The organism is Arthrobacter tumbae, assembly GCF_016907495.1.
In the GTDB taxonomy this organism is placed as follows: domain Bacteria; phylum Actinomycetota; class Actinomycetes; order Actinomycetales; family Micrococcaceae; genus Arthrobacter_D; species Arthrobacter_D tumbae.
In genome coordinates this window covers 263392-276385 of the sequence record NZ_JAFBCC010000001.1, presented here as the reverse complement: position 1 = coordinate 276385, position 12994 = coordinate 263392, and the positions used below count along the sequence as shown (strand labels likewise).

The following is a 12994-nucleotide window of genomic DNA, read 5'->3' as shown; positions in this document are numbered from 1 at the left end:
GTCACGCAGCCTGCCTGACCGGTGGACCGGCCCGCCGCCGTCGTTGTCTGAGCTGTGCAATCAGGCCTGTGCGCGGTGCAGCTATGTAGGCAACTGAGAACGCGAAGGCCTGCGCAAGCACCACTGAGGCTCCGGTCGAAATGTCGAGGTAGTAACTCACGTAGATGCCGGAGACCGCGGCAGTGGTGGTGATCAGGACAGCGAGTATCAGCATGCGGTCGAAGCTGCGTGTCAGGAGAAAGGCGGTGGCTCCGGGCGTGATCAGCATGGCCACGACGAGGATGATGCCGACAGCCTGCAGCCCCACCACCACGCTGAGGGCGAGCAGCCCCAACAGAAGTGCGCCCAGCGCTTTGGTATTGAGACCTATGACGTGCGCATGCGTGCGATCGAAGGCGAGCAACGTGAGGTCCCGCCGCTTGACCAGCACGATCACCAGCGTCAGCGCGCCCAGGATCAGGACCTGCCACAGCTCGCTGTCCGTGACGCCGAGAACATTACCGAAGAGGATGTGCATCAGGTCCACCTGGGACGGCGTTCGGGAAATGATGGCGAGCCCCACGGCGAAAAGCGCGGTGAACACCACGCCGATCACCGTGTCGGACTTCAGCCTGGTGGTCGATTTGACGGCGCCGATCAGTGCAACGGCACCGGCTCCGAAGATGAAGGCGCCGATTGAGAATGGAACACCGACGATGTAGGCGAGCGCGACCCCGGGCAGGACTGCGTGGGAGACGGCGTCGCCCATCAGGGACCAGCCCATCAGGATGAGCCAGCACGACAGAACCGAGGCGACGACTGCGGCGGCGAGTGTGACGAGCAGGGCGCGGGTCAGGAAACCGTACTGCAGCGGTTCGAGGAGAAACATGATGGGGTCCATTCACGCTCCCGGGCGGGCAGGCGAAGCTACGGAGGCAGGAGCGCCGGACCCGAAGGCGCGCGCGAGGTTGGCGTGGGTGAGCACATCGTCGGGCGTTCCCTCGGCAAGGATGCGCTGGTGGAGGAGGATTGCGCGGTCGCACAGGCGGGGCAGGCCCGCGAGGTCGTGGGTTGACACCAGTACTGTGCGGCCCTCATTCTTCAGTTCGCGGAGGAGTTCGACAATGGTGGCCTCGCTGCCCCTGTCCACGCCGGCGAACGGCTCATCGAGCAGGAGGAGCTGTGCATCCTGGGCGATTCCGCGGGCAAGGAAGGCGCGCTTTTTCTGTCCGCCGGAGAGCTCCCCAATCTGCCGGTTGCGGAGTTCGATGAGCCCCACCCGATCCAGGGCGTCAGCCACCGCGGCGCGATCACTTCGTGAGGGATGCCGCAGCAGACCCATGTGCGCGTACCGTCCCATCATGACGACGTCACCCACGGACACCGGGAAGTCCCAGTCCACGTCTTCGGCCTGCGGAACGTAGGCCACGAGCCTGCCTTTCCGGGCTGCCGTGGATGTTCGGCCGAAGAGTGACAGGGTTCCCTGCTGCGCTGCCACCAACCCCATCAGGCACTTGAACAGCGTCGATTTTCCTGACCCGTTCACCCCGATCAGACCGCAGACCTGCGCACGGTCAATCGTGAAGCTCACGCCGTCAAGCGCAGTAACGTCCCCGTAGTGGACGCTCAACCCTTCGACGGCGATGGCTGGCTGTGCGCTGGTTGTCACGGTCACGGGGTCAGCCCTCCAACGATGAGGTCGATGTCATGCCGCAGCAGGTCGAGGAAGGTGGGAACCGGTCCGTCAGCCTCCGACAGTGAGTCCACATAGAGCGGGCCGGCCAATTCCGCCCCGGTGCTGCGTGCAACCTGTTGCTGAGCCGACGGATTGACGGTGGACTCGCAGAAGACTGTGGGTACCTTGTGTTCCTCGACGAATGAGATGACGTCCCTGATCTGCCGGGGAGTGCCCTCACTGTCGGAATTCACGGGCCAGATGAAGGCTTCTTCAATCCCTGCATCCCGCGCGAGATAGGAGAACGCGCCTTCACAGGTGACCAGGGCCGGCGTTGCCGCGCCCGTTTCGAAGGCACTCTGGAGAGTGGTCAGCAAGCCCTGGAGTTCCCGCTTCACAGCTGCGCCGTTCGCTGCGTAGTCTGCGGAGTGGGCAGGATCGAGGTCGGAAAGCGCCGCAACGATGTTGTCGACGTACGTCTGCGCCGCTTTGGGAGACATCCACGCATGTGGGTTGGGCAACCCCTGGTAATCCCCGGACCGGATATCGACCGGGTCAACACCGCGGGACAGCACCACATGCGGCGCATCGACGGACAGGACGAAACGCTCGAACCAGCGCTCCAGTCCCAGACCGTTATCAAGGATCAGATCCGCGTCCTGTGCGTTGATGAGGTCGGAGGGCGTGGGTTCGTAACCATGAATTTCGGTTCCGACTTTGGTGATGGACTCAACCCGGATATGGTTCCCTGCTACCGATTTCGTGAGGTCTGCTAGAACGGAGAACGTGGTCAGCACGACGGGGCGCGGGTCGCCCTGCGTGCCGGTCCGCTCCACGAGCGGCGTTCCACAGCCTGCCAGCACCAATGCTGCCAGGATGAGGTGTACCTGAATCCGAACTTTCGGCATACCGAAAATATAGCCTGATCGTGCTGCTGCCGCCACTGCTCGTGCGGTACCGGTGCGAGGTACTCGACAGGAGCGCGGCCGACAGTGCATGGTGGGCTGGATGGGCATGACGCCGCAGAACACAGCAGGACAAGTCACCGGGAGGTTGGGTAATGAGCGAAGAATCACAATACGAGGAAGAGCCGCGCGAGCACTCTGAGCAGCCGGCAGAGGGGGATCGCTCACAGGATCCCGCTGACACAGGCACTCACTCGCAGGACCCGGCGGAGGGTGCCGATTCCGGGCCGGAAACGTCCGGAACCGCCGGGCAGGGCTAAAGCCTGCTGGCCCGCCAGCAGTAGGTCAGGTACGGCAGGTCAAGGACGGCGTCTGATGCGTGCCCCAGATGGTCGTGCAGATACCAGGACAAATTGGCTTCGACCTTGCCGCGAACACCGGCCGACGCGTTCTGGTAGTAGCTGCGGGAGCGCGCAAGCTCAACGATGTCTGAGACCGGCAGAGCCTGCGTCCAGGGAAAGACTCGCGACTCCGGCTCCGAGAAGCGGGGACCGAACTCCGGCCGGTAGCTTGGCCGGAACACGTCCCCGGCATGCATGATGCGGGAGAGCCGGTGCACCCAGGGCACGGTGACATCGAGTTGGTTCCAGACGAGGCCGAATCTTCCTTCAGGTGCGAGGACGCGCGCGGCTTCCTCGCTCGCCGCTGCGGAGTCACACCAGTGCCAGGCCTGGGCGATCGTGAGTACATCAGCGCTCGCCGTTCCGAGTCCCGATGCCTCCGCAGTGCCCTGCACCCTTGCCACGTCCGGGAGTTGCTGTCCGAGGACTGCGAGCATGTCCCGGGATGGATCCACAGCTGTCACCTCCGGGCAGCGGCGGACGAGTTCACGGGTGAACTTGCCGGTCCCGGCACCAATGTCCACTGCCCGCAGCGTTCCGGCGGGAATCACCCAGTCCACGCTGTCTTCCGGGTAGCCCGGACGCACGCGCTCATAGCGTTCACTGTCCTGCAGGTAGCCCCGCGCCAATTCACGACGACGGTGCTCCGCAAGGCGCGGACCTCCAAGGCCCATGTAGGCAACTCCTGGCGTGACGGGTACGGAACCCGACCATTAAACCACCCGGTTGAAGGCAACGCCGCAGCCAGGAAGTGCGGTGGTGAAGTATGTGCTGCGGCGGCGCTCAGTCGGTTGTGGTGCAGGGCGCGGCGCCGGCAGTCCCCGGCGTGTGGGGAGCCCAGTCAGGGAAGGAACGGGTCTCGACGACGGGTACCCAGCGCCCCGCGTCGACTACATAGTCAGTCCCCAGCCCATCCCGAAGTAGCGAGCCCAGACCGGTGAGCAGCCTGTCAACGTCGTCCTGCCGTGACCCAAGCCCGAAACTCGCCCGCAGCGAACCCGACGGCAGGCCCAGTCGCTTCAGCAGCGGGTGGGCGCAGAACTTTCCGTCACGCAGCCCGACTCCGTGTTCTGCGGACAGATAGGCTGCCACGAGCCCGGCGTCGTAGCCGTTGACAGAGAAGTTCACCACGCCGATTGCATCGGTGCTGTCCGCGAAGATGCGGTGGACCGTGATGCCGGCAAGGTCGCTGAGCCCTGCCACGAGTGCATCCCTAAGTTCTGATTCGTGCGTCAGCCAGGCCTGCGCATCCAGGGCTGCGATGACCTCTGTTGCCTGTGCCAGCGCAGCTGCGCCCAGGACGTTCGGTGACCCGCCCTCGTGGCGCGCGGGGCCGGTTGTCCAGGACACCGAATCCACTTTCACGGCCTTCACTGCGCCGCCGCCGGCAAGGTGGGGCGTTCCGGTATCGAGCCAGTCGCCTCTGCCGACCAGAACGCCGGCGCCGAACGGTGCATACATTTTGTGGCCGGAGAAAGCCGCGTAGTCGATGCCGTCGCGAAGTAGATCCAGCCGTCGGTGGGGAGCAAGCTGAGCTGCGTCGACGACGATCCGCGCACCGTGCGCATGAGCCGCCGCTGCGAACCGGTCGATGGGAAGAACTTCGCCGGTCACGTTCGAGGCGCCCGTTACGGCAAGCAGGCTGATTCCGCCGGATTCCAGTTCCTCTTCCACAGCGGCGAGAGTTTCCTCGATCGTTCCCGCGGCGACGAGTCCACGATGAGGAAGCCGCAGCCAGGGCAGGAGATTGGCATGGTGTTCCAGATCGAGGTAAAGGACTTCGCCGTCTTCCGGCAGGCATCCGGCCAAAAGGTTCAGGGAATCGGTCGTGTTGCGGGTGAAGATGACCGCATCATCTTCCCTGCCGCCAACAAAACTCCGCACCGTCTTTCGGGCGTTCTCGTAGAGCGATGTGGAAATCTGCGAGGCGTAGCCGGCTCCCCGGTGCACACTCGCGTAATAGGGCAGAACGCTCTGCACATAATCATTGACCTGCTGCAGCGCCGGCGTTGAAGCGGCATAGTCCAGATTCACGTAGCGGACGGCAGTACCGTCAACCAGCGGCGCCTGAAGCTCAGCGCCCACCACTGACGCCAGCGGTGCAGCGGAAAGTTCGTTCTCAAGAAGTGTGTTGCTCACAGGAGATACCCCACGGTGGTTCAGGGGACCTGACTGGGTAGGCCCCGCGCTTGCCGAACCACGTTCTGGCCCGGCCAGGTCGTCACCCGGGGCACCCCGCCGCGGAAGGAGGGTTGCCGGCCAGCAAACCGGGGTTTAACGCTGGCACTCGTGACCTAGGAATTCAGACTAAGGCAGGCTGGGCCCGTCCGCCCGTTGTGTTACGCAATAAACTCAGGCGCCGGCGCTTTCCTGAAGCAGATCGTCCAGCGACGGGTTGAGCATCTTCAGGACGTCATTGTGCAGTGTGCTGTTGGTGGCCAGCGCGTTCCCGCCGAACGGCCCGTCCGCGCCTTCAAGTGAGGTGAAACGGCCGCCGGCTTCTGTGACGATGGGGACCAGCGCCGCCATGTCATACAGGTTGAGCTCAGGCTCACAGGCAATGTCTACGGCACCCTCAGCTACAAGGCAGTAAGACCAGAAGTCGCCATAGGCGCGTGTGCGCCACACAGAGTCGGTGAGCGAAACGAACTCGTCAAAATTGCCGCGCTCTTTCCAGCCGGACAGATTCGAGTAGGAGAGCGAGGCGTCCTCTAGACGGGATACGCTCGAAACCCGGAGCCGGCTGGCTGCGGCCAGCGACTTACCCATGAACGCGCCGGTTCCCGTTGCAGCCCACCAACGCTTTCCGAGAGCGGGGGCGCTGACGACGCCGACGACCGGGCGGCCCTCGTCCACCAGTGCGATGAGGGTGGCCCATACCGGTACACCGCGGACGAAGTTCTTGGTGCCGTCGATGGGATCGATGATCCACCGCCGGGAGCCGGCGCCGCTGCTTCCGTATTCCTCACCCAGTACGGCATCGCGTGGACGCGCGCGTGAGAGTTGCCCGCGAATTGCCTCTTCGGCCGATTTGTCCGCGTCTGTGACCGGGGTGAAATCCGGCTTGGTTTCTACCGCCAGATCCAGCGCCTTGAACCGGGACATGGTCTGGTCGTCTACGGAGTCGGCCATTACATGGGCAAGGCGGAGGTCATCGTTGTAGCTCTGGAGGTTCATACTCTTCAACCTATATGGTCAGGGTGCGCAGATGCGGGAGGTCCGGAAGCGGACGCGCTCAGCGCTGGCTCCCACGGTCAGCACCGCGCAGGGACGGTGTCCTTAAGTGCAGGGTCCTTAAACGCAAGGGAGGGGACATCGGCCGATAGCCGATGTCCCCTCCCTTTGAAGCGCTAAACTTGCAACGCTAAAACTTGGAGAGCTAAGACTTAGAGAACGGAGATGTTCTCAGCCTGGGGGCCCTTGGGGCCCTGGGTGGTCTCGAAGCTGACCTTCTGGTTCTCCTCAAGCGAGCGGAAGCCGCCGGAGTTGATTGCGGAGAAGTGAGCGAAAACGTCAGCGCCGCCGTCGTCAGGAGCGATGAATCCAAAGCCCTTTTCAGCGTTGAACCACTTGACTGTACCTGTTGCCATTTTTTATTCCTTGAGTGTGAGGATCCCCCCGTACTTCGGGGTTCCTGTCGCGGTGTTCATTTCGCCTGCAAAAAAAGCTTTCGAACTCCGGAGAGAAATCAAGGCTTAACATTCGTGCGCAACACAACAACTCCGTTCAGTCTAGCAGGCAAAAGCGGCTGCAGTCACATCGACTACTGAGCGCCCAGTTCCTTGGCGCCCTGGGCCTGCTCGACGCCCGCTCCAAGAAGCCGGCGCAGCGACGCCAGGCGCACCGGACCGGACTCGCCGGCAGCGCCGGAAGCAACCCATTCCTCCAGTCCGCAGTTGACTGCGGCATCGTCATGGCGGCAGCCCCGTTCGCATTCCTCGGTTCCGGGTGCAAGATCCGGGAATGCTGCAAGAATGCGGTCGGCATCGACGTGGGCAAGGCCAAAGGAACGGATACCAGGCGTGTCGATGATCCACGTGCCCGGTGCGGAGTCAGCAGCCTTGAGCGCATAGGCCGACGAGGAGGTGTGGCGTCCGCGTCCCGTGACGGCGTTCACTCCGCCGGTTGCCCGATTGGCACCGGTGAGTGCATTCACCAGCGTGGACTTGCCCACTCCGGAGTGACCGAGGAGCACGCTGACCTGGCCGTCCAAAAGCTTTTTCAACTGCTCGACGGCGCCGGGGGCGAGAAGCGCGGACGCGCCGGACGCGGACGTCGTTTCCACCGCGTCCGGCGTGGACGCCGTCTGGCTGGTGATGATGAACAGGTCAAGGTGTTCATAATTGGCCAGCAGATCGGACGGATCCTTCAGGTCCGTTTTGGTGACGCAGAGCAGGGGCTGGATGCCGGCGTCGTACGCGGCAACCAGCGCGCGGTCGATGAATCCGGTGCGGGGCTCCGGATTGGCGGCCGCAACCACGATCACCAGCTGGTCCGCATTGGCAACCACCGCGCGTTCTACGGGATCAGTGTCATCCGCGCTCCGGCGAAGCAGGGTACGTCGTTCCTGGATCCGGACCAGCCGCGCAAGGGTATCCGGTTCACCGCTCACGTCACCCACCAGCGCCACCAGATCTCCGGCGACGACCGGGGACCGCCTGAGTTCCCGCGCCCGGGCGGCAATGACAACCCGCTCGGCGTTGGTGTCCTCGTCCACGACAGCGGTATAGCGTCCACGGTCCACCGTGATGATCCGGCCGGTCACCGCATCTTCGTGGGCCGGACGGTCCTTGGTGCGCGGCCGGGAACCCTTCTTGTTCGGCCGGATCCGGACATCCGACTCATCCCAGGAAGCGGTCCCGCGGCGGGACCCGGCGGAGGTCACCGCGAGCCGCTCGGCTCAGCGGTGGCTGCCAGGGCCTTCCACAGCTCGGGGAACTGGGGCATGGTCTTGCCGGTTGTCGCGATGTTCTCGATCTCCACGCCGTTAACCACGAGGCCCAGAATGGCGCCCGCAGTGGCCATTCGATGGTCCTCGTACGTATGGAAAGGGCCACCATGCAGCGGTGCAGGGCGAATAACCAGCCCGTCAACAGTCTCTTCAGCGTCACCACCAAGGCGGGTGATCTCGGCTACGAGGGCGGCGAGCCGGTCAGTCTCATGTCCGCGCAGATGTCCGATGCCCGTGAGCACTGACGATGTCCGCGCGAGCGCGCACAGCGCAGCGGCGGTCGGTGCCAGCTCGCTGGTGTCGGCCAGCTCGGCGCCGTTGATCGTCCCGGTGCCGCGGACCACAAGGGTCGAGTCGCCGGTCAGCTCAACGTCCGCGCCCAGGAGGGGAAGAATGGTCAACCACTTCGCTCCGACCTGGGTGGTTTCCGAGGGCCAGTGCGGCACGCGTACGGTGCCGCCTGTGGCGACAGCGGCGGCGAGGAACGGTCCGGCATTGGAAAGGTCAGGCTCGATGCGCACGTCGAACGCGCTGATGGTTCCCGGTTCCACCCGCCACGAATTGGGAACGGAATCGTCGACGACGACGCCCGCCTCCCGCAGCACCGCAACGGTCATGGCGATGTGGTCAAGGCTGGGCACCGGCTTGCCCACATGCTGCAGGTTGAGGCCCTCGGTGAACCGGGCGCCAACGAGCAGCAGCGCCGAGACGAACTGGGAAGAGGCACTCGCGTCCATGACCAGCGTGCCGCCGCGGACCGCTCCGGTTCCGGCGACCGTGAAGGGCAGGGAGCCGTCGTCGTTCTCCAGCTGGACTCCCAGTTCCCGCAGAGCGTTGATGACCGCGCCCATCGGGCGCCTGCGGGCGTGCGGGTCGCCGTCGAACGAGGTGCGCCCGGTACGGAGCGCGGCCAGCGGGGGAACGAACCGCATGACTGTACCGGCCAGTCCGCAGTCCACGCCTGCATCCCCGGACGCGTCCACAGGAATGGGCGTGACGAGCAGGTCCGGGCCATACGTACCGTCGCCGTCGAGCTCCTCCACTGTGGCACCCAGCGATCGAAGGGCATCCACCATCAACAGGGAGTCCCGGGAGTGCAGTGGTGCGCGCAGCCTGCTCGGTCCGTCTGCAAGCGCAGCGAGGATGAGGTACCGGTTGGTCAGCGACTTTGACGCCGGAACCTCGACCGTTGCGTCAACGGGACCGGCTGCGTGCGGTGCGGGCCAGAAGGACGTGGCGGATGGTGCCGCGGACAGTGCGCTCATGCTCCTTAGCTGCCCGTGACTTCCGAGGCAGTCTTGCGCACAGCCTTTTCCGCCTTTTTGATGCTCTTGCGGGTGTCATGGCTGAGGGCCAGGGCATTACGGCGCGCATCCTCGGCGAAGTGCTCCGCACGCCACGCCCAGCTCGGCCGGCCGTTGGTGTCCACCGCGGCAAGCAGTACAGCGCCGATCAGTGAGAGGTTCTTGAGGAGCTGGCTGCGGCGGTCCTTGCGGGCCTTCGAGGTGGACGAATCCGCACTGTTGAACTCGACAACGGCGTTCAGCGTGGACGTGCCGACCAGCACCAGGGCCGACACGCGGGAAAATCGGCCAATTCCCAACAGAACCGCCGCACCGAGGTGGGCGGCTCCAAGCACCTTCGCAACACGCTGCTCATTGCTCGTGGCCGATGCCGTTGCGGGCACGGCCTTGGTGATGCGGTCAAGGGTGGGACGAAGGGCAGTTGCCGTGGCCTCGGTATTCCGGAGGCGGTCGATGCCCGTGAGGACGAAGCTGCTGGCAAGCAATGGGCGGGCGAGTACGCGAACAAGGGTCACAATGCCTCCTGGCTTCCAGCACCGTTGGAGGCACCGGATCTACGTGGCGAACAAAGTCAGTTACAACCGTGGATGAATGTGTCTAGTTTTGCACTTTTGGCGGACCGAGGCGATCCGGTCGCGGCATACGCACCGGAATATTCACTTGCTGCCCATGGTTGGAGATACATGAACACGCAGTAAACGGATACGAGGAGCAGATGGGTACAGCAACATCGGTGCGGGGCCACATCCCGCGCATCCACATTGATGCGCCGGCCGGTCCGGCGAAGCGCCGGCAAACCCGCGGACGCGTAGACTTTGCAGCAATGAATACCACAGCCGCGGCGGGGCCCTCCCCAGCCGAAGACGAGGAACTGGACCTGGCCACCGAATCCGTTGCGGAGCGCACGGCGAGGTTCGAGCGGGATGCCATGCAGTACGTGGATCAGCTGTATTCGGCCGCCATGAGGATGGCGCGTAACCCGGCAGACGCGGAAGACCTGGTTCAGGAGGCCTACACCAAGGCGTTCTCCGCCTTCCACCAGTACAAGCCGGGAACCAATCTGAAGGCCTGGCTGTACCGCATCCTCACCAACACCTATATCAACCTGTACCGCAAGCGGCAGCGGGAGCCCCTGCAGTCACACTCGGACACCATCGAGGACTGGCAGTTGGCGAAGGCGGCAGAACACACGTCCCTGGGCCTTCGTTCGGCCGAGGTGGAGGCGCTGGACCATCTGCCGGACTCCGATGTGAAGCAGGCTCTGCAGGCAATTCCAGAGGAGTTCCGGCTGGCGGTCTACTTCTCGGACGTCGAAGGTTTTGCCTACAAGGAAATCTCAGAAATCATGAACACCCCGATCGGCACCGTGATGTCACGGCTGCACCGAGGACGCAAGCTCCTGCGAGAGTTGCTGTCCGAGTACGCGCATGAGCGCGGCATGGGTGGTTCGGCACGCGCGTCCATCGTTGATGGTGGAATTACACAGGAGAGCGGAAAATGAGCGACTGCCATAGCCTGGGCAACTGCGACGATACGCGGATCGAGCGGCTGTACGAATATCTCGACGGCGCCCTTTCGCATGCCGACCTGGTCGAGATCAAGGACCACCTCGAGGATTGCCCGGAATGCGCCCAGGAACATGACCTGGAATGCCTGATCCGGTCAGTGGTGAAGCGCTCCTGCACGGAGGCTGCACCCGCGAAGCTGAAGGCCAGCATCCTTGATCGCATCAGCCAGATCAAGACAGTGGACCATTAGGCTTCGCCGCCTGAGACGCTGAGCAAACAGGAAACCCCCGTACAGGTACGGGGGTTTCCTGTTTGCTTTGACCGTGATGTCAGGTGTTGGGGCGCTTACCGTGGTTAGCGCCGCCGCGCTTGCGATCACGGCGCTTGCGTGCACGCTTGCTCATGGCTGCCTCCTTATTTTGCCTGTTGTGGCTTTGCCGATCGACCACATGGGTCCGGACTGCCCTCCAGTCTCCCACACGCAGGCGGCGCGAACCTAAACGTGCAGGGTGGGTCTTGCGCGCCGTTTGCTTCGGAGCACATGCCTAGGATGGAGCGGAGTGTTTCCCAGCCGGCCCGTAGCGAAGGAGCGCCGAATGCGCGCAGTGTATGCCGAGTCCATGTCTCCCCAATCCCCGCTTGACGGTTTGCGGGTGGGCGAGCTCCCCGAACCGGAGGCGCCGGCAGGTTTCCGCAGGGTAAGCGTGCGCGCCTCAGCCCTGAATCACCACGATCTCTGGTCGTTGCGTGGTGTCGGGCTTGGACAGGACAAGCTGCCCATGATCCTTGGGTGCGACGGCGCCGGAGTGGACGACGACGGCAACGAAGTGATTGTGCACAGCGTCATCTCCTCTCCTGGGTGGCAGGGCGATGAGACCCTTGATCCTCGCCGTTCACTGCTGTCGGAGAGTCATCCGGGCACCATGGCGGACTTTGTGTGGGTGCCGGAGCAGAACCTCGTGCCCAAGCCTGCTGACCTTAGTTTCCAGGAGGCCGCCTGCCTGCCGACGTCCTGGCTGACGGCCTACCGCATGCTGTTCACCACGTCGCCGGCGGCTCCGGGTTCCACGATTCTTGTGCAGGGCGCGGGCGGCGGGGTGTCCACCGCGCTTATCGCGCTGGCACGGGCAGCGGGCTATCGGGTGTGGGTTACCAGCCGCAGCGCTGAGAAAAGGGATCGGGCAAGGGAGCTCGGCGCCCAGGAAGTGTTCGACGCCGGTGCCCGCCTCCCGGAGCGGGTGGACGTGGTATTCGATTCCGTCGGTGAAGCAACCTGGGCGCACTCGCTGAAAGCGCTGAAGCCCGGCGGAGCCGTTGTCACCTGCGGTGCAACGAGCGGCCCTGCTCCGTCAGCGGACCTCAATCGTGTGTTCTTCCTGCAGCTGCGTGTCCTCGGTTCCACCATGGGGACCAGGAACGAACTTGAGCGCCTCGCACAATTCCTTGCGGGAACCGGCGTGCGTCCGGCCATCGACTCGGTGCATCCGCTCAAGGACGCGCGGGCAGGATTCGAGCGGATGGCGGCCGGAGAGGTTTTCGGCAAGGTGATTTTCGATCACGGAAAATAGTCGTGGACTGCCGGGGTGATGCTCCGACAGGGCAGGCGGATCAAACGGGCGCTGGTATCTCCAGCCACTGGAACCAGCCGCGGTGCAGGACAAGCCAGGCCATGAGGCCGTAGCCCGCCTGCCCTGGTCCGCCACCGTTGGCAGCGAGGTCCGAACGCCACTGTTCGTGGGCATGCAGGGGAGTGAAGGTGTCCACGTAAACGTGCTTCCGCCGCGTCGTCACATCCGCGAACGCAGCTGAGAGATCGGCAAGCCTGCGGTTGCGCTCAGCGTCCAACCCGGGCGGCGGTCCAACTACGAGCACCTTGATGCTCATATGCGCTGCGCCGTCGAGGATGTTGGCGAGATTGAGCCGGCTGCGCGCCGTTGAAAGGTCGAGGTCGAGGTCGCGGTCGGAGAGCGCAATCACCAGCCGGTTCTCTGTGCCGTCCGAGAACCGGCGGGAAGCTTCTTCGAGCCAACGTGCTGCCAGCGCTTCCGTGCCCTCGCCGGGCGCAGCCAGGCTGAATGCCTCAAGCGTTGCGTTGTCCGGCGTTGTTCTCGCCAGCACCCTGCCCAGCCAGCCGAGCGCGCGCGGGTCACCCAGTCCTGCTAGCAGTTCGTCTCCCACTGCGGCAAGCCTTATTCTGCGCTGTTCCACGTTTCCCCTCTGGTTGCTTGTCGGGTTGGTTACTCGCTGCGGCCGCTGGGCCGCGGCTGCTAT

General features: G+C 64.2%; 16 protein-coding genes and 1 riboswitch. Of the genes, 4 read left to right on the top strand and 12 right to left on the bottom strand.

Features of this window, described 5'->3' with window-relative positions; genetic code table 11:
* Position 1: 1 nt before the first annotated feature.
* The 3 genes from JOD47_RS01295 to JOD47_RS01285 are packed head-to-tail and all read right to left on the bottom strand — an operon-like array spanning position 2 to position 2562.
* Positions 2–880, bottom strand: coding sequence for a metal ABC transporter permease (locus tag JOD47_RS01295; RefSeq protein ID WP_204531262.1), 879 nt, complete (start codon positions 878–880; stop codon positions 2–4).
* Positions 881–1654 (bottom strand): metal ABC transporter ATP-binding protein, encoded by a 774-nt coding sequence (locus JOD47_RS01290; protein WP_204531260.1) that lies wholly within the window; start codon positions 1652–1654, stop codon positions 881–883.
* Positions 1651–2562: a metal ABC transporter substrate-binding protein gene (locus JOD47_RS01285; protein WP_204531258.1), complete on the bottom strand. Its 912-nt coding sequence runs from the start codon at positions 2560–2562 to the stop codon at positions 1651–1653. The genes JOD47_RS01290 and JOD47_RS01285 overlap by 4 nt, the downstream gene beginning before the upstream one ends.
* Positions 2563–2714: 152 nt before the next feature.
* On the opposite strand from JOD47_RS01285, the gene JOD47_RS01280 reads away from it, so the two are divergent.
* On the top strand, positions 2715–2879 hold the full coding sequence (locus tag JOD47_RS01280; protein ID WP_204531256.1) for a hypothetical protein: 165 nt from the start codon (positions 2715–2717) through the stop codon (positions 2877–2879).
* Here JOD47_RS01280 and JOD47_RS01275 read toward each other — a convergent pair.
* The 7 genes from JOD47_RS01275 to JOD47_RS01245 form a co-directional block, all read right to left on the bottom strand.
* Positions 2876–3634, bottom strand: a complete 759-nt coding sequence (locus JOD47_RS01275; protein WP_204531254.1) for a class I SAM-dependent methyltransferase — start codon at positions 3632–3634, stop codon at positions 2876–2878. The genes JOD47_RS01280 and JOD47_RS01275 overlap by 4 nt on opposite strands.
* Before the next feature lie 109 nt (positions 3635–3743).
* A complete protein-coding gene (locus tag JOD47_RS01270; protein WP_307836162.1) occupies positions 3744–5099 on the bottom strand; it encodes an aminotransferase class V-fold PLP-dependent enzyme in 1356 nt (451 codons plus the stop codon).
* A 41-nt stretch (positions 5100–5140) separates the two neighbouring features.
* A riboswitch (SAM riboswitch) is annotated at positions 5141–5255 on the bottom strand.
* A 57-nt stretch (positions 5256–5312) separates the two neighbouring features.
* A complete protein-coding gene (hisN, locus tag JOD47_RS01265; RefSeq protein WP_204531252.1) occupies positions 5313–6137 on the bottom strand; it encodes a histidinol-phosphatase in 825 nt (274 codons plus the stop codon).
* A 209-nt stretch (positions 6138–6346) separates the two neighbouring features.
* Positions 6347–6550 carry a cold-shock protein gene (locus JOD47_RS01260; RefSeq protein WP_026545912.1) on the bottom strand — a complete coding sequence of 68 codons (204 nt, stop codon included), beginning with the start codon at positions 6548–6550 and terminating at the stop codon, positions 6347–6349.
* A 173-nt stretch (positions 6551–6723) separates the two neighbouring features.
* Positions 6724–7845 (bottom strand): ribosome small subunit-dependent GTPase A, encoded by a 1122-nt coding sequence (gene rsgA / locus JOD47_RS01255; protein WP_204531250.1) that lies wholly within the window; start codon positions 7843–7845, stop codon positions 6724–6726.
* On the bottom strand, positions 7842–9176 hold the full coding sequence (gene aroA, locus JOD47_RS01250) for a 3-phosphoshikimate 1-carboxyvinyltransferase (RefSeq protein ID WP_204531248.1): 1335 nt from the start codon (positions 9174–9176) through the stop codon (positions 7842–7844). Before aroA ends, rsgA begins: the two co-directional genes overlap by 4 nt.
* A gap of 5 nt (positions 9177–9181) precedes the next feature.
* Positions 9182–9730: a DoxX family protein gene (locus JOD47_RS01245; protein ID WP_204531246.1), complete on the bottom strand. Its 549-nt coding sequence runs from the start codon at positions 9728–9730 to the stop codon at positions 9182–9184.
* 308 nt (positions 9731–10038) lie between these two features.
* Between JOD47_RS01245 and JOD47_RS01240 the strand changes: the two genes are divergently transcribed.
* Together JOD47_RS01240 and rsrA are read left to right on the top strand one after the other, a co-directional pair.
* Complete coding sequence (locus JOD47_RS01240) at positions 10039–10716, top strand: sigma-70 family RNA polymerase sigma factor (RefSeq protein WP_239548198.1); 678 nt, start codon at positions 10039–10041, stop codon at positions 10714–10716.
* Positions 10713–10973, top strand: coding sequence for a mycothiol system anti-sigma-R factor (gene rsrA / locus JOD47_RS01235; RefSeq protein WP_204531244.1), 261 nt, complete (start codon positions 10713–10715; stop codon positions 10971–10973). Before JOD47_RS01240 ends, rsrA begins: the two co-directional genes overlap by 4 nt.
* A 79-nt stretch (positions 10974–11052) precedes the next feature.
* On the opposite strand, the gene JOD47_RS17840 is transcribed toward rsrA, so the two are convergent.
* Entirely contained in the window at positions 11053–11127 is a 75-nt protein-coding gene (locus tag JOD47_RS17840) for a 50S ribosomal protein bL37 (RefSeq protein WP_369299106.1), read from the bottom strand.
* A 192-nt stretch (positions 11128–11319) separates the two neighbouring features.
* On the opposite strand from JOD47_RS17840, the gene JOD47_RS01230 reads away from it, so the two are divergent.
* Entirely contained in the window at positions 11320–12291 is a 972-nt protein-coding gene (locus tag JOD47_RS01230) for a zinc-binding dehydrogenase (protein ID WP_204531242.1), read from the top strand.
* Positions 12292–12331: 40 nt separating this feature from the next.
* Here JOD47_RS01230 and JOD47_RS01225 read toward each other — a convergent pair whose 3' ends face one another.
* Positions 12332–12931 (bottom strand): GDSL-type esterase/lipase family protein, encoded by a 600-nt coding sequence (locus JOD47_RS01225; RefSeq protein WP_204531240.1) that lies wholly within the window; start codon positions 12929–12931, stop codon positions 12332–12334.
* Positions 12932–12994 lie beyond the last annotated feature (63 nt).